Origin of the sequence: Rhizobium sp. BK098 (assembly GCF_014193155.1) — a bacterium.
Lineage (GTDB): Bacteria > Pseudomonadota > Alphaproteobacteria > Rhizobiales > Rhizobiaceae > Rhizobium.
In genome coordinates this window covers 446,245-462,612 of the sequence record NZ_JACHYY010000004.1, presented here as the reverse complement: position 1 = coordinate 462,612, position 16,368 = coordinate 446,245, and the positions used below count along the sequence as shown (strand labels likewise).

At 58.7% G+C, this 16,368-nt stretch carries 16 protein-coding genes; 4 read left to right on the top strand and 12 right to left on the bottom strand.

The annotated features are described in order from the left end of the window. Positions 1-52 precede the first annotated feature (52 nt). Positions 53-628: a DUF922 domain-containing protein gene (locus FHT73_RS14160; RefSeq protein ID WP_183712354.1), complete on the bottom strand. Its 576-nt coding sequence runs from the start codon at positions 626-628 to the stop codon at positions 53-55. Between the two features lie 103 nt (positions 629-731). After that, complete coding sequence (gene recX, locus FHT73_RS14155; protein WP_112336906.1) at positions 732-1,268, bottom strand: recombination regulator RecX; 537 nt, start codon at positions 1,266-1,268, stop codon at positions 732-734. A 258-nt stretch (positions 1,269-1,526) separates the two neighbouring features. Between recX and FHT73_RS14150 the strand changes: the two genes are divergently transcribed. Continuing rightward, positions 1,527-2,558, top strand: a complete 1,032-nt coding sequence (locus FHT73_RS14150; RefSeq protein WP_183712352.1) for an aldo/keto reductase — start codon at positions 1,527-1,529, stop codon at positions 2,556-2,558. Positions 2,559-2,619: 61 nt separating this feature from the next. Here the strand turns inward: FHT73_RS14150 and FHT73_RS14145 are convergent, their stop codons facing one another. Beyond that, positions 2,620-3,654 (bottom strand): aldo/keto reductase, encoded by a 1,035-nt coding sequence (locus FHT73_RS14145; RefSeq protein ID WP_183712350.1) that lies wholly within the window; start codon positions 3,652-3,654, stop codon positions 2,620-2,622. A 94-nt stretch (positions 3,655-3,748) separates the two neighbouring features. Here FHT73_RS14145 and FHT73_RS14140 point away from each other — a divergent pair, with 94 nt between their 5' ends. After that, positions 3,749-4,651, top strand: a complete 903-nt coding sequence (locus FHT73_RS14140; protein ID WP_183712348.1) for a LysR family transcriptional regulator — start codon at positions 3,749-3,751, stop codon at positions 4,649-4,651. 59 nt (positions 4,652-4,710) lie between these two features. On the opposite strand, the gene FHT73_RS14135 is transcribed toward FHT73_RS14140, so the two are convergent. The 5 genes from FHT73_RS14135 to FHT73_RS14115 all read right to left on the bottom strand — a co-directional run bounded on the left by FHT73_RS14135 (position 4,711) and on the right by FHT73_RS14115 (position 8,317). Beyond that, a complete protein-coding gene (locus FHT73_RS14135) occupies positions 4,711-5,370 on the bottom strand; it encodes a peroxiredoxin (RefSeq protein WP_069614590.1) in 660 nt (219 codons plus the stop codon). Between the two features lie 107 nt (positions 5,371-5,477). Further along, positions 5,478-6,062: an alpha/beta hydrolase gene (locus FHT73_RS14130; protein ID WP_183712346.1), complete on the bottom strand. Its 585-nt coding sequence runs from the start codon at positions 6,060-6,062 to the stop codon at positions 5,478-5,480. 65 nt (positions 6,063-6,127) lie between these two features. Continuing rightward, complete coding sequence (locus FHT73_RS14125) at positions 6,128-6,298, bottom strand: hypothetical protein (RefSeq protein WP_154660809.1); 171 nt, start codon at positions 6,296-6,298, stop codon at positions 6,128-6,130. Between the two features lie 58 nt (positions 6,299-6,356). Beyond that, on the bottom strand, positions 6,357-6,917 hold the full coding sequence (gene msuE, locus FHT73_RS14120; RefSeq protein ID WP_183712344.1) for an FMN reductase: 561 nt from the start codon (positions 6,915-6,917) through the stop codon (positions 6,357-6,359). 386 nt (positions 6,918-7,303) lie between these two features. Continuing rightward, the gene (locus FHT73_RS14115; RefSeq protein WP_183712342.1) at positions 7,304-8,317 is read right to left on the bottom strand and encodes a zinc-binding alcohol dehydrogenase family protein; all 1,014 of its coding nucleotides are present in this window, start codon (positions 8,315-8,317) and stop codon (positions 7,304-7,306) included. Positions 8,318-8,606: 289 nt separating this feature from the next. Between FHT73_RS14115 and FHT73_RS14110 the strand changes: the two genes are divergently transcribed. Further along, the gene (locus FHT73_RS14110) at positions 8,607-9,530 is read left to right on the top strand and encodes a GntR family transcriptional regulator (protein WP_112603417.1); all 924 of its coding nucleotides are present in this window, start codon (positions 8,607-8,609) and stop codon (positions 9,528-9,530) included. On the opposite strand, the gene FHT73_RS14105 is transcribed toward FHT73_RS14110, so the two are convergent. Further along, a complete protein-coding gene (locus FHT73_RS14105; RefSeq protein WP_112603415.1) occupies positions 9,524-10,048 on the bottom strand; it encodes an invasion associated locus B family protein in 525 nt (174 codons plus the stop codon). The two genes, FHT73_RS14110 and FHT73_RS14105, sit on opposite strands and share 7 nt — an antisense overlap. Before the next feature lie 566 nt (positions 10,049-10,614). Between FHT73_RS14105 and FHT73_RS14100 the strand changes: the two genes are divergently transcribed. Continuing rightward, positions 10,615-12,051, top strand: coding sequence for a family 16 glycosylhydrolase (locus tag FHT73_RS14100; protein ID WP_183712340.1), 1,437 nt, complete (start codon positions 10,615-10,617; stop codon positions 12,049-12,051). Between the two features lie 90 nt (positions 12,052-12,141). Here FHT73_RS14100 and FHT73_RS14095 read toward each other — a convergent pair whose 3' ends face one another. The 3 genes from FHT73_RS14095 to FHT73_RS14085 form a co-directional block, all read right to left on the bottom strand. Next, a complete protein-coding gene (locus tag FHT73_RS14095) occupies positions 12,142-13,452 on the bottom strand; it encodes an HlyD family type I secretion periplasmic adaptor subunit (protein WP_183712338.1) in 1,311 nt (436 codons plus the stop codon). Then, a complete protein-coding gene (locus FHT73_RS14090) occupies positions 13,449-15,188 on the bottom strand; it encodes a type I secretion system permease/ATPase (protein WP_183712336.1) in 1,740 nt (579 codons plus the stop codon). Before FHT73_RS14090 ends, FHT73_RS14095 begins: the two co-directional genes overlap by 4 nt. A gap of 336 nt (positions 15,189-15,524) precedes the next feature. Next, entirely contained in the window at positions 15,525-16,298 is a 774-nt protein-coding gene (locus FHT73_RS14085; protein ID WP_183712334.1) for a siderophore-interacting protein, read from the bottom strand. Positions 16,299-16,368 lie beyond the last annotated feature (70 nt).

Below are 16,368 nucleotides of genomic sequence, written 5' to 3'. Positions count from 1 at the left end.
CATTTTCGAGCGGGCGCAGCCGGAAGCATTCGGCCGGCTGCGCTGCTTGCCATTACTCTTCCCTGACAAGCTTCAAAACGAGTTGCTGGAGATTGCCGCCATCGCTGAATTCGACTTTATCGAACTCGCTGTTTTTCTGCCGCTCCTTATTGGAAATCTCGCCAAGCCGCTTCGTCAATTCCACACGGATCTTGCTGCATTTCGGGTCGTCGGGCACGGAGAAACCGACGCTCATGGCTTCGATTTCCTTCACCATGTCCTTGATGAAGCCGCCATGCACGCGCTCATGCGCTTCGACCCCGGCGATGAATGTCTGCCAGCTTTTGCGGGTCGACGCCGGCAATTGCGCCGAAGGCTTCGGCAATGTGTAAGTGATAATCAGCTTCGGTATATTGACGGTGATCGTACAGGCGCCGTCCGGCTGCGGCTCATATTTCCGCGTCCAGGTCAGCTTGAAGTCCGTATGCGCAATCGCCCTCACTTTGGGTCCGAGCAAGGGGCCGCGCTCGCCGATGGAATCGTAGAGCTCGCGCCCCGATGTTCCCGTAATCGCATAGGTCTTGGTCGTCTCGACCGCTTGCCAATCGGCATGGGCCGCTATCGGCAACAAAGCGATGGACATAGCCATAGCGAGCAATCGAAAATTTACGGTCACCAACGTCCTCACATCCACGGCCTCAAGCGCCGCGAAGCTATCCATTGGTCCCGTCTATTTCAACGAGCATCGCTCTTCAAAATGCAGGGTTTGATTCAAGCACTTCCTCGGCATCCTCTCGTTCCATCTCGAAGACTCTTCTTCCGATGGAGAAGCTGAAACCGTTGCGCGCGAAGGCAGCCAATTCCTTTGCCTTGCGCTTCTCATCCAGTTCACCGCGCCGGAAAGGTCCGAAACCGCGCTTCCTGGCAAAAATGACGGCCGAACGGAGATCATCGACCTCCTCCACGGCCGCGACAACCGTTTCACCATTGATGCCCTTGGATGCGAGCTTGAAGGCAATGGCTTTCTTCGATTTGCCGGAACGGACCGCAGAGCGCGTGCTGATCTCAGCAAAAGCGACGTCATCGAGCACCTTCAGTTCATAGGCGAATTTGACGGCGAAGTCGGCGAGCGCCTTGATCTGTGCGCCGCTGATATCCTCGAATTTCTGCTTCGCTTTCTTGGAAATCGCATCGAACAACTGCTTCTCGGTCATCATCCGGCGCTCGAGACGATAGATGGTGGAGTTGCGTGCCCAGGAAAGCATGCGGCTTGTCGGCGTTTCATCCATGAAGGGGGCATTCGGCGAGAGAAGAATCATCACGGAGAATTTTACGCAAGGCAGGCCCCTCAGGCAATGAATGCGCTTGGTAATCATGGGATGATTGGTTATGCTCCTCTCGCGGCTAAGGCGGTCAAACGCCGAGCGTCGAACCCCATCGACGGTGGAGGCCGTCTCAAGCGCCACATTGCTATGGATCACGGAGCCTGCGGCTTTCCCGACAGCTTTGCCGATCGGGCGCCGGCGCTTCGTTCAGAGGAGGCAGGAATGGATTATCGTAAGCTCGGCCCAAGCGGGGCCGTCGTCACGGCCTATTGCCTTGGCACCATGACTTTCGGCGCGGAAGCAGACGAAGCCGCGTCGCACAGGCTTCTCGACGATTATTTCGCATGGGGCGGCAACTTCATCGATACCGCCGATGTCTACAGTGCTGGCAAGTCAGAGGAGATCATTGGCCGTTGGCTGAAGGCGCGTCCGACAGAAGCACGTCAGGCCGTTATCGCCACCAAGGGCCGCTTTCCGATGGGCAACGGACCGAACGATATCGGTCTGTCGCGCCGCCATCTCGGCCAGGCGCTGAACGATTCGCTGCGCCGTCTCGGCGTCGACCATATCGATCTCTATCAGATGCATGCCTGGGACGCTTTAACGCCAATCGAGGAGACATTGCGATTTCTGGATGACGCCGTGCGTGCCGGCAAGATCGGCTATTACGGCTTCTCCAACTATGTCGGCTGGCACATCGCCAAGGCCGCCGAGATTGCCAAGGCGCAGGGCTATACGCGGCCGGTGACGCTGCAGCCGCAATACAATCTGCTTGTCCGAGACATCGAGCTTGAAATCGTCGACGCCTGCTTGGATGCCGGGATGGGCCTGCTGCCATGGTCGCCGCTCGGCGGTGGCTGGCTGACCGGCAAATACAAGCGCGACGAAATGCCGACCGGCGCCACAAGGCTTGGCGAAAACCCCAATCGCGGCAGCGAATCCTTTGCGCCGCGCAATGCGCAGGAGCGGACCTGGGCAATCATCGCTGCCGTCGAGGAGATCGCCAAGGCACGAGATGTGACCATGGCGCAGGTGGCACTTGCCTGGACGGCCGCGCGCCCAGCCGTGACTTCAGTCATCCTCGGCGCCCGTACGCGTGAGCAGCTTGCCGACAATCTCGGCGCCGCCAAGCTGAAACTTACGGAGGCGGAGATGGATCGGCTTAACGAGATCAGCGCGCCGCAACCCGCCGCCTATCCTTATGGCGAAAGCGGCCGGAACCAGCGCCATCGCAAGATCGAGGGTGGCCGTTAAGTTTCATCCGGCGGCGGAGCATTTGCCTGCTTCGCCGCCGTCATTGGGATCGCCTGTCGTGTCAAACGAGCGGCGGGTTGAGTCTCGCAAAGCCTTCCTGACGCCGATAGGGAAAATAGGGATAGGGAACCGTCATCTCACTGACCTTATCCAGCCTTTCGATCTGCTCTTTCGAAAGCATCCAGCCGACCGCGCCGAGATTCTGCCGCAGCTGCTCTTCGTTGCGCGCGCCGATGATGACGCTTGCGACCGTCGGCCGGCTCAGGAGCCAGTTGAGGGCGATTTGCGGGACACTCTTCCCGGTCTCGACAGCAATTTCATCCAGCACATCGACGATATCGAACAGCTTCTCGTCATCGACGGGCGGCCCGAATGACGCTGTCTCATGCAAGCGGCTCTTTTCCGGTAATGGCTGGCCGCGGCGGATCTTGCCTGTCAGCCTGCCCCATGCCAGCGGGCTCCAGACGAGGGCACCGACATTCTGATCGTGGCCCAACGGCATTAGTTCCCATTCGTAATCGCGGCCGGCGAGCGAATAATAGACCTGATGGGCGACATGGCGTGCGTAGCCGTGCTTGTCGGCGATCGCGAGCGATTTCATCAACTCCCAGCCGGCGAAGTTGGAAGCGCCGATGTAGCGGATCTTTCCTGCCTTCACGAGGTTATCGAGAGTGGAGAGCACTTCTTCGATCGGCGTCGAGGCGTCGAAAGCGTGCAGTTGCAAGAGGTCGATGTAATCGGTGCCGAGACGCTGCAAGGCGGCATCGACGGATTTGATCAAGCGCGAGCGCGAGCTGCCCCAATCGGCCGGTCCATCGCCCATCGGCAGTGCTGTCTTGGTCGAGATCAGCACAGCATCCCGCCTGCCCCGGATCGCCTGGCCAAGCACCTCCTCCGATGCGCCTGCCGAATAGACATCTGCCGTGTCGAAGAGATTGACGCCCGCCTCCAGGCAGATGTCGACCAGACGGCGCGCTTCTGTCGCATCCGTCGAGCCCCAGGCGCTGAAGAGCGGTCCGTTGCCGGCAAAGGTGCCGGCGCCGAAACTGAGCACGGGAACGCGCAAGCCCGAAGCACCGAGATTTCTGTATTCCATTGTCTATCTCCTGTTGGTTCTTCAGATAGATAGACGCGGCGAGAGAGATGATATAGATTGCCGAAAAGAAACTCATTTATGACTTAAATTCATCATGAGCCGCCAAGAGATCAACCGTTCCGGTGAAATGGAAGTCTTCGTGCGCGCCGTGGAACTCGGCGGCTTCACCGCTGCAGCCATAGCCTGCCGGATGACGCCTTCAGCCGTCAGCAAACTCGTCACGAGACTTGAAAAGCGCCTCGGCGCGCGGCTCATCCACCGCTCGACGCGGCGATTGCAGCTCACACCCGAGGGCTGCGCCTTCTTCGAGCGCAGCGTCGCCATTCTTGCCGATATAGCCGAAGCCGAACGCCATGCATCGGCGGGAGAGCAGGTGGCTGGCCATATCCGCGTCAACACTAGCGGCTCCTTCGGCAATCATGTGCTGGCTCCGCTCGTTCCACGCTTCATGGCGTTGCACCCGAATGTCTCGCTCGAGATCTTCCATACGGACCGGGTCATCGACCTGATGGAGGAGCGCGCCGATGTTGCAATCCGCGCCGGACCGCTGAAGAGCTCCAGCCTGACGGCCCGCAAGCTCGGAACGACACGAAACATGATCGTCGCCTCGCCGGACTATCTGCGCAGGCATGGGATACCGCGCTCCGCGGTCGAACTGACAAAACATTGCCGCATCAGCTTTAGCTATTCCCGAGCGATCGAAGGCTGGCCTTTGCTAGATAATGGCGAGGTTGCAACGATCCCCGCTGCCCGCAGCCTGCAGGTGGGCGACGGCGAAGCCATGCGGCATCTGGCGCTTGCCGGTGCCGGCCTGGCACGGCTTGCCGCCTTCACCGTGAAATCGGATATCGCGGCTAAGCGGCTACAGCCTGTGCTGGAAGAATTCAATCCCGGAGATATCGAGGAATTCCACGCCGTCTATATCGGCCAGGGCGGTCCTCTACCCGCGCGCGTACGCGCCTTGCTGGATTTCTTACGCGAAAACGTTCACCTGTAAAAGCGACGCGGCCGTCAGGGCCGCATCGTGTCAGCTAAAACTCTTAATCACCACGCCGATCAGGCTGATGGCTGGCGGGTCTTACGCAGATAGGGCAAGACCGTATCGAACGAGCCGAAGCGGGTAATGGCATCTTCATTGGAGACAGCGGCGGTGATGATGACGTCCTCACCCTGCTGCCAGTTTGCCGGCGTTGCGACCTGATGCTTTGATGTCAGCTGGATCGAGTCGATCGCACGCAGGATTTCGCCGAAGTTGCGGCCTGTCGTCATCGGATAGGTGAGGATCAGCTTGATCTTCTTATCGGGGCCAATGACGAAAACGGAACGGACGGTGGCATTGTCGGCAGGCGTGCGGCCTTCCGAGCTTTCGCCGGCGCCTGCCGGCAGCATGTCATAGAGCTTGGCGACCTTGAGGTCCTTGTCGCCGATCAGCGGATAGTCGACATCGAAACCGGTGGCCGTCTTGATATCGTTCTTCCAACGACCATGGCTCTCGACCGGATCGACCGAGATGCCGATGATCTTGACGCCCCGCTTGCGGAATTCGCCTTCGAGGCCGGCCATTGCGCCGAGTTCCGTCGTGCAGACCGGCGTGAAGTTCTTCGGATGCGAGAAGAGCACGGCCCAGCCGTTACCGATCCAGTCATGGAACTTAATCTCGCCCTGTGTCGTCTCGGCCGTAAAATCCGGCGCGATATCGTTGATGCGCAAACTCATTGTCTTGCCTCCAAACCTATCCCGGCGCGCATTTACGACAGCCAGGGAACGAGAAAAAAAATTCGTCGCACAATGGCGTCGAATGTCGGATATGAAAAGCCCTTCTTTTAAATGGACGCCGCGATTGCCGCTGAAATCCCTAGCGGCCTGCGATGCCTGCTACGCGCCTTCAACATGTCCAGAAAGCGATAGCCGCTCGCCCAGCGCCCGTAACCGCTTGCTATGTTGATATGCCCGGCAAGGCCGATATTGCGAACATCCGAATTCCAAAGCCGTCCGAACATGCCGAGCCGGTCGAGGCTCATATAGATGTCATTCAAGCTCCCGATCGTCATGCTTGGGAAAGGCAGCGCGTCCGTCGGCATGGTGCCGAAGGATAGATGTCCCGCATGCAGGGTTTCCGTCACCGGAATATCGCAGGGCGCTACGAGCAGCGCGCCTTTGACCCTTCGTGCGGCCTGGCGGCCAGCCAATCTCGCTGTCAATACGCAGCCAAGGCTATGGGCGACGACATAGGCTTCTCCGGCCTCTTCCAGCGCGGCTTCCAATTTCTCCATCCAGCTGCCGAGATTGGGAAAGTCCCAGTCATCCTGCTCGACGAGCCGAACGTCGGAATGATCCTGCAGCCAATAGCGCTGCCAATGGCCCTCGGCGGAGCCGAAAAGGCCGGGCACGATCAGTATTCTGGTCATGGAAGCCTCACGAGGAAAAGCGATCGAATGCAAAGCTTGCGACAGGAAACCAAGAATGCATCCCTTCAATGCCAAGGCGCGGGGGATGTACACCAATAGTAGATCTCGTAGTCGCGCGCGGAGAGCTCTCGCTCGCCGGGCTCGGGCCGATCGACGGACCGGATGCGTCCATCCTCGTCCCGCAACGCGCGCCCAGCGAAAATCGTCTTCAGGCGGCTAATGACATTCCATTTCATGTAACCCTCCATTTGATTGATAAAATCCCAGGGGCTGCTGCAAATCGTCCTCAGCCCATCATTCGGCCGCGGCAAGCACCGTTACCGGATGCGGGAAGAAGGCGGAGAGCTCACCGACGACTTCATGGATGCGGTTGGCGAGCGGCTCCGAGGAAACCCTGTAATCGGTAAAATCACGATCCGACGCATAGACTGCGGTTGGCAGGGTATGTGCCATGAAGAAGCCGAAGAGCGGCCGCAGCTGATGCTCCACCATCAGCGCATGCCGGTCGCCTCCGCCGGTCCCCGTGATGATGATCGGTTTGGCGCGCAGCTCGTGTGGATCGATAAGGTCGATCAGATGCTTGAACAGCCCGGGATAGGAGCCCTTGAACGTCGGCGAGCCGATAACCAATGCATCTGCCGAGACGATTTCATCGATCACGCCTTTCGCCTGATCGTCGAGATCCTCGCGCCGCTGGGCCGCGCCGAGAGACGGGCCAACATCATGCAAATCGTAGATCCTGCTTGAGAAGCCATATCGCCCGCTTGCCAGATTCGCGACAGTCTGGACCAGTGAATAGGTCTTCGATGGCCTGTTGAAGCTGCCGGCGATGCCCACAAGTTTAGGCGCACTCATTCTTATCCCTTCCGACGATCGCATGCATTTTCGATAATGCAAATATTGTCCATAAAAATTGTAGATTAAAAGGAACAGCGATCTCTGAAGGTATGGAAATGGGAAAATCTCTTTCTATGCTGCAGCCAGCTGGGTGGATCGCACAAATGCCCCGAAGGAAAGGGCAGACGTCAGCTCGCGTCTTCAACGGCCTGACTTTCTCCAGAGGTCGACGCGGTGGCTTTCTCATTGAGAAGCAACGCGCGACCAGCCTGCGCACTGGCTTAGTCGCGGAGACTACAAGGCAATGCGCGATCGCGAGGCCCATTCCGCCGCCTCGCCGGCTGCCGGCACGCTCCCCAACAAGCCGGGAAGCGCGACTGGAGATTGCATGCTTTGCTACATATTCATCTTTCGACGATGACCTTCAAAACGTCTCGGTTCTTGTCCCAAAAGGGTAACGCGCTCTCGGCATCGGTAAAGGGTATGACCTTGGAAATAAGGGAAGCGGCACGATCGCCGATCGTCTCCAGATAGGCGATGACCGCATCGAAATCAGACTTGGTCGCGTTGCGTGACCCCATGATATCAAGCTCCTTGAGATTGAACATTTGCGTCTGATAGCTAACGGGCGCCTTGGCGTAGCCGACGTAGACGACGCGGCCGCAAAAGCCGGCCAAGTCGATGGCCTGACGAAAAGTTTCCGGAAGACCGACTGCCTCGAAGGCCACATCGACGCCCTGATCATCCGTCAGCTCGACAATGCGCGCAACGACATCTTCCGTGCCGGCATCGATTGTGTGACGGGCTCCGAACTGTTTTGCCAGCGCGGTCTTTTCCGGGCTCAGGTCGACGGCAATCACCTCGGCTCCGCGAGCAACGGCTCCGATCACGACGCCCATGCCGATCATCCCGCAGCCCAGCACAACGATGCGATCACTCGCCGACATGCGGCCGCGCGCCACTGCGTGGAAGCCTACCGACAGCGGCTCGACCAAGGCGAGAAAGCGCGGCTCAAGGGTATCATTGAGGATCAGCTTCTCCGCCGGAAGAACGATCTCTTCGGCAAGCCCGCCATCCTGCTGGACACCGAGCGTACGATTGTAGCGGCAGGCATTCACGCGCCCCTTGCGGCAGGAGGAGCACGTGCCGCAACTGGTATAGGGAAGTACGATAACGCGCTGCCCGGGTCGATAGGTCGGCGGAACACCCGCCCCGGTCTCGACAATCTCGCCGCCAATCTCGTGCCCAGGAATGCGCGGCAATTGCACCAGGGGATTGAGGCCTCGAAACGTGTTGAGATCACTCCCGCAGATGCCGACATGGCGGATGGAAATACGGACATCGCCTTCCCCAAGCTGCGGGCGAGCGACATCGGTAAAACGGCTGATGCCTTCACTTTCGATCAACAGGGCTTTCACGTGACGAAACCTTTCCTGGATTGGGGAGTAAACCGGACGCTTGCGCCCGGTTTACTAAACATAGATCAGTTCAGGGCGGTGATGTCGACCGGTAGATCGAACCGGCTTCAGGGCAGCTTCGCCCTTGCGCACGCCGATGGCGTACAGGAATAACTTGAGCACCATCTTCACCTCGAACTTCGACACTGGATTGCGCTCGTTCACCGCCTGCTTGCGCTGAATTTACACGGTTGAGATAAGCGATTTAAAGTGGTATTTTATGTTAAAAAAACCAGCAAGATTGGGCGGCATGCGTTCTGAAAATCTCTTCAAACGGCAGTTCAACGAATTCCTGCGCCACGTGCAATCGGTCGGCCATGGACACCCGCTTGGCTCGGAGCGCGAGATCGGTCGAACGCTTGGCACCAGCCGAACGACTGTCCGCAAGTGCCTTGCTGCGGCTAGGGAGAGCGGCCTGATTTCCAGGGACGGAGCAGTCCTGCGGCAGGTAGAACCATCAGAGCTCTATTGCGAAGCCGAAACCATCCCGCCGACATTGATGGTCGAACGCGCCTTCCTGACATGGATTCTCCAATCCGATAGCGGGCCGGGTCAGACTATCAACGCGCTTCAGCTCGCACGGCAATTCGGCGTATCGTCGACAACGATCCGCGAATTTCTGCAGAGTTTCCGGCATTTTGGCCTGATGGAGCGCGAGGCCGGCGGCAAATGGGTCTTCCGCGGCATGACGCTGGAATTCGCCAACGAGCTTTCCGATATCCGCGAAATTTTCGAACTGCGGTCCGTCATGCGCTTTGCGGAACTCGATGACGGCGATCCGAGCTGGAACGAACTGCGCAGACTGCGGGGCGAGCATCTCAAATTGCTGGAAACGATCGATACCGACTATCACCGCTTCTCGCTTCTGGACGAGCAGTTGCATCGTTTGATCAACAGCGCTTCCAGCAACCGCTTCGTCACCGAATTTTATCACGTCATCTCGCTGATTTTCTTCTATCATTATCAATGGAACAAGAAAGACGAGCGCAGCCGTAACGAAGCGGCGGTATATCAGCATTTGGATTATATCGACGCGATCCTCTCAAGGGATCAGAAGAAAATCAGCCAGACGTGTACGGCACATCTTAGCGAGGCGCGCCGGACATTGCTTGCAAGCATCACCCGAGAAGCCAGACTTGAGAATTCGAGCGTGCTGTCAGACCCGGCCTACTGAAGGGTCATGCCTGGCCCGGTGTCTGCTCTTGCTGCGTAAGGATCGACGATGGAGAGCGCCCGGTTTAGAGCCTCGGTAAACCCGTGAAGCGAGATGACATAACTCACCTCGCGGTCGGTATCGGCTGCAGCCAACGTCACAGCGAGATTGCGCCGGCGCCGCAGACTGGCAAGCATGGCTCTATTTAGGTTCAGCTCGACAAGACAGCCACGTGGGAAAGCGGTGGCGAATGGCGAGGCCAGACCGGGAGCGGCTTTGCCGCCTGGTGGTAGCCCGACGCTCCGCAGATAGAGTCCCTGCGGTAGAGCCAACATGCCCCGGAGACTCCCGCCCCCTGGAGTAAGTTCAATCGACAGTACCGGCGTGTTCGTCTGCAGATCATACAGCGTGTATGAAATAGCGTAAGATAGCCGGGCAAGATCGGCAGTACCCTGATTGACGATGGTAAGGATCCAGTCGCCGTAACGCTCCTGCAACGCGCCTGAACTTGAAGCGCCGATGGTCGCCTTGCCAGCCATCACAATCCACTATCCGGCCGATATATCGATGTTGACCAGTCCCCCACGACGCCCACTATCACCTTGAATGGCGTTATCTCGTCCATCTCCGATCCCCTTACCTGGCGTATCGCCGCAATATCGCATGTCGCATCTCAACTTCCGTCCCTCAGCGACTGAGTTCTTGCGATCTCATATTGGCAATTTTACGCCAACGCATCCTCCATTTGGTGTAACTCTAAGAATCTTTTTGGCCATATTCAACGATTATGTCGCGTATTTACTGTGGAAAGAACTCACGCATTATACGAAATACATTAATAAGCCTCATGTAATATATATCTATATATTCCTACAATAAAATTTACTTCAACTTGAATTCTATTGAGAGAAATACCACTGCATGCAGATTGCACGGCGCGTCAAAAGCCCTTCACCTACGAAGGAATGAGGCGCAGCCACGCTCGGCAAAAAAACTTGGCTGCGGGGGTGGGCAGAAAAACAATGCACGCTATGTGATGCATATGAGCGGGGAGAAATATTAGCTCTGTGGAGGAGGTCGTCCGGCACAAAGGAAGAGGATTCTGATGCCCAATTCAGTTTTGAATGCCCTGGGACAGCCGCTTTACTATAGCGACACGTCGACAGCCTTCTTTTCCGCCACCGGCTCCGGCCCGGTGCTTTACGGCACCGCGGGCAATGATTCCATATGGGGCGACAACACCGTCAACGTGACGCTGATGGGCGGCACAGGCGACGACATCTATTATATCTACTCGAGCAACAATCGGGTCTCTGAAGGCCCCAATGCCGGCGTCGATACCATCAACACCTGGATGGATTACACGCTGCCCGCCAATGTCGAAAATCTTACCGTTACGGGCGACAATCGCCATGCCTATGGCAACGACGCCGACAACATCATCACCGGCGGCAGCGGCAGCCAGACCATCGATGGACGCGGCGGCAACGATGTGCTCATTGGCGGCGGCGGGGCCGATACCTTCATCATCAGCAAGGGCAACGGCAGCGATCTCATCACCGATTTCAGCGATGACGACAAGGTCAGGCTCAATCAGTATGGCCTGTCGTCCTTCGATCAGGTTGTCAGCCATTCCACGCAGGAAGGCGCCAATGTCCGGCTCGATCTCGGCAATGGCGAAAGCCTGGTCTTCGCCAACAAGACCATCTCCGACCTGCATGAAGACCAGTTTCAGCTCGGGCTTGACAGATCGTCGCTGACGCAGACCTTTTCGGATGATTTCAACACGCTCTCGCTGCACGAGGGAACGCAGGGCACCTGGGATGCTAAATATTCCTGGGCGCCGGACAAGGGCAGCAGCCTGAACGATGAGCTGCAATGGTACATCAACCCCTCTTACGCGCCGACCGCCTCGGTAAACCCGTTTTCCGTCTCCAACGGCGTTCTGACGATCACAGCAAAGCAGACGCCGGATGCGTTGAAATCGATCGTCGAGAACCATGATTACACATCCGGGCTTCTGACCACCCACTCCACCTTCTCGCAGACCTATGGATATTTCGAAATGCGGGCGGAGATGCCGCACAATCAGGGCGTCTGGCCTGCCTTCTGGCTGCTGCCGGAGGATGGCTCCTGGCCACCGGAACTCGATGTAGTGGAGATGCGCGGGCAGAACCCCACCACGGTGAATGTCACAGTCCATTCGAATGCCACCGGCGAGCACACGAAGACGTCCATCCCGGTGGAAGTGCCGAGTACGAACGGCTTCCATAATTATGGCGTGCTCTGGGACAAGGATCAGATCGTCTGGTATTTCGACGACGTCGCCGTCGCCCATGCCGATACGCCGGCCGATATGCATGGTCCGATGTACATGCTGGTCGATCTCGCAGTGGGCGGCGTAGCGGGCACTCCGACGGATGGACTCCCGAACGGATCCGAGATGAAGATCGACTATATCAAGGCCTATTCGCTGGACGATCACACCACCCAGCTTGCCACCTCGGCGCAATCCGCCCATACGACGGACTGGCATATCTGACCGGTCTCGGAACTTGATCCATTCCGCAGCAGCCGTTCGACGCAAATCGGGCGGCCGCTGGGTAAATGCCGCAGCTCAGTCGAGACCACCCTAATCCTCCCTGAACGCCCGCCGGATCTGGTCGGTCATCGGCTTTGTCAGATAGGCGAGAACGCTTCTCTCACCCGTCTGCAGAAAGGCTTCCACCGGCATGCCCGGCAATGGCGTCAAGGCTCCGAGCCTTTCCCATTCAGGCTTTGCAACCTTGACCCGCACGACATAGTAGCCTTGTCCCGAACGCTGATCCGTCGTCAGATCCGCCGAGATCGTATCGACATGCCCGTTCAGCTCCGGGGTGATCCGCTGATTGAAGGCGGGAAAGCGCAGGGATACCGCGTGGCCTACGGTAATCTGGTCGATATCCTGCGGCGCAAGTTTAAGCTCCGCCACCAGCGCATCCTTATCGGGGACTATCTGCAGGATCGCTTCTGCAGGCGAGATGACGGCCCCTGCGGCATGGATGCTTAGCTGGTCGACGATGCCAGTCTGAGGTGCCTTGATGTCGATCCGCTTCAAGTCATCTTCAGCCGCAACCAGACGCTCGGAAAACTGGCCGCTATCGCTCTCGGCCTGACGCAATTGCTCGGACACTTCCGAACTGCGGTCTGCATCGATCTGCAGGATCTGTAGTTCGGTTTCCGCGATCTTGCCCCGGGTCTGGGCGATGGACGAGACGAGGTTTCCGAGATCGCCGTTCAGCGAAGCGCTTTCCCGCTGCAGGGAGTAGACCTTCGTCGCCGAGATGATGCCCTGGTTGAGCAGGCCTTCGAGACTTCCGAGCTCTTTCGCAATGAGAGCGATTTCCCGCCGTTTGCCCTCTTCCTGTGCTATCAGCCCTTCGATCTCCCGGTTAAGCTGTTGAATGCGCTCATGCAGCTGCGATTTCTGCCCTTCGCGCGATGCCTGCCGATCGAAAAAGAGCCGCCGCTCGCCGGCCAGAATGGCCGCGACATCCGCGTTTCCGGCGGATGAAAGGAGATCTGCTGGAAAGGCGATCTCCTGTTTGCCGTCGCGCTCAGCTATAAGGCGCGCCGTGCGGGCCGAAAGCTCGTTGAGCCGCTTGCGGATGATGGAAAGATTGGCTCGGGTCTGGGTGTCGTCCAGCCGGACGAGCACCTGGCCCGCGGCGACATGCTCGCCGTTCTTCACGAGGATTGCACGGACAATGCCGCCCTTCAGATGCTTTATCGGCTTTACATAGCTGTCGACGACAAGCGTGCCAGACGCAATCACCGCGCCGGCGATCTTGGTGGCGGCGGCAAGGCCGCCCATGACACCAAACAATAGAAGGATGACCGCTACCACCAGCAGTGACAGGCGGCGGATCATACGTTCGTTCGATGACGAGGCCTTGCCGATCATCCGTGCGTTTCCCCACCGGCAATGGCCAGATGCGTTGTTCCGAGCTGCTTGGGCGATGGACCAAGGATATCCTTCTTTGGTCCGAATGCCTGAACCTGACCGCCGGCAATGATCAACACCGTATCGGCAGCGGCGAGAGCGCTTGGCCTGTGGGCAATGACGATTGCAATGCCGCCTCTTTCCTTCACAACTGCAAGCGCCGCCGTCAGTGCAGCCTCGCCTTCCGCATCCAGATTGGAATTCGGCTCGTCGAGAACCACTAGAAATGGATCGCCGTAAAGCGCTCTCGCCAAGGCGATACGCTGCCTTTGCCCAGCCGAAAGGCGCGATCCGCCTTCGCCGATCTTCGTATCGAAGCCGTCCGGGAGCTTGACGATCATGTCGTAGACACCGGCCGCCTTCGCCGCCGCGATGATCGGCTCCGTCGGCATGTCCTCGGCAAAACGCGAAATATTCTCGGCGATCGTGCCATCGAAGAGGTCTACATCCTGCGGCAGATAGCCGATATGCTGCCCAAGCTCGTCGGTATCCCATTGCGAAAGTGCGGCACGATCGAGCCGCACGGAGCCGATTGCAACCGGCCACAAGCCAGCAATCGCACGTGCCAGCGAAGACTTGCCCGATGCACTCGGGCCGATGACGCCCAGTATGGTTCCCGCCGATATCTTGAACGAGACATTGCGCAGGATAAAATCGCGGCTGCCGGGCGACGTCACGGTGATATTCTCGACGCTGAGTTCCCGTGACGGCGTGGGCAAGGTGAAGGCCTGCGGCGCGGGCGGCGCGGCGTCGAGGAGTGCGGCAAGCCGCGCCCAGCCCTGGCGTGCAGCCACAAAACCCTTCCATTGGCCGATCGCAAGCTCGACGGGCGCCAGCGCCCGCGTGACCAGGATCGAACTCGCAATGATGATGCCTCCCGTTGCTTCCTGGCGGATGACGAGGATCGCGCCGACGGCAAGGACACCGGATTGCAGCATCATGCGCGCGATCTTTGCGGCGATGGTCAGCGCGCCGACGCGGGTGCTCGCTATCGCCTGGTGCGTGAGGTAATCCTCATTCATGGCGACCCATTTATCGGTGAGGCGGCCGGAAAACCCCATGGCAATGGCAGCCTCCCAGTTCCGCCGCGCGGCCTGGGCGAAGCCGAGACGCGCCGCGGAAGACCTGGCCGCCTCCAGGGCCGGTCGACGCGACAGCATTTCGGCAGCCACGGTAATGCCGACGAGCAACAAGGCACCGCAAAGAGCGGTGAACCCGATCCAGAAGTGGAACAGAAAACAAAGTAGCAGATAGAACGGCACCCAGGGCAGGTCGAACAGCGCCGTCGAACCGCTGCCGGAAAGGAAAGAGCGGATCTGCTCGAGGTCGCGCACCGATTGCAGGCCGTCGTCCGACGTCTGTTTTTTGCTCGGCAGGAACAGAAGCGCGCCGAAAACCTTCCTGTTCAAGCGTTCGTCGAGCGACATGCCGATGCGCACAAGCAGCATGGAGCGCAGGAATTCGATTACGCCCTGAAACAGGTAGAGGGTCACGACGATGATGACGAGACCGGACAATGTCGGTAAGCTATGGCTCGGAATGACCCGATCATAAACCTGCAGCATGAAAAAGGAGCCGGTTAGCGCCAGCACATTGATGGCAGCGCTCGCCAGAGCGATGCCGATGAAAGCCTTGCGAAGCGCCGACAACATCAGCACGGCGAATGTTTGCGGCGGGTCTTTCGGGACGGCAAGCACCTTGCGTCGATCCTCAACATTGGCCGTCGCGTGCGGCAGGGCTTCTAATCAAGTTCATGACGCCGCCTCCCGTTCGGCACCATAAACCTATGATGCGATCGCCAACGGCATCAGCCGCCACTCTCGCTTCGTACTTAACCTTCGGTGATCCCACATAATTTAGGAAGTCGAAATCTGCTCGAAATGCAGTTTCGGTGAACCCAATCTTATCATAGGACACCCTGTCCATTTGCGGGACAATTGCGCCATGAAATGGGGCAGCCGCCAGTTCCGGCAAGATGCCTTGAGCTCACATCGGTCGAAGCGGGCGACATCCCGCCGCCCGCGTGCCCGCATTCAGTCGAATTTCTCCGTCGTATCGGCCTTGCCCTTGACCCAATAGCCGGACGCCTTGATCCAGCTCAGTGGATAGCCGCGTTCTTCGACTAGGTAGGAGCGCAAGGCACGCGTGACGGAGGCTTCGGCGGCGATCCAGACGAAAGTACCCGGGGCCACATCGATCGACTGAAGTGTCTTCAGAAGCGAGGACGGATCCGCTGCCTCCGAGAGAGGCCGATATGCCCAGCGCATATCCAGCTGCGCATCAGTCTGAAATTCCTGATGTTCGCGCGCATCGGCAACCGCGACGATCGCCGTTATACGCGCACCCGCTCGCGCCTCTTCAATCCGGCGACCGATGGTCGGCAGCGCCGTCTCGTCGCCGATCAGCAGCCAATTCTCGATATTCGCGGACACAACGGCCGAGCCGCGGGGGCCGCCGATCTCCAGCCTGTCGCCGACGCAAGCGTCGAGCGCCCATTGCGTAGCGGGGCCTGCCTCGTGGACGGCAAAATCGAGGACGAGCGTTCGCGCCTCGGTGTCGTATTGGCGAGGTGTATAGTCACGCCGCTCCATTTCCGCGCCGGCACCCGGCACCATCACCTTGATGTGGTCGTCGGGCGCAAGGCTGACGAAATCGGCGAGATCTTCGCCGGCCAGCCGAATGCGCAGCATGCCGGGAGTGATCCTGTAAATGCCTGTTACTGTTAGGAAGCGCCGCTTCAGTTCATGGCGCACGCGCTCGATCTTCGGGGCGGAGATGGCCGTGTTGGAATTATGGGGGGTATCCATGGGTGTCCTTTCGAGGCGCTTCGATCTCGATCCGCAGGACATAGCCGCGCAGACCGAAGCCGCAGAGCCG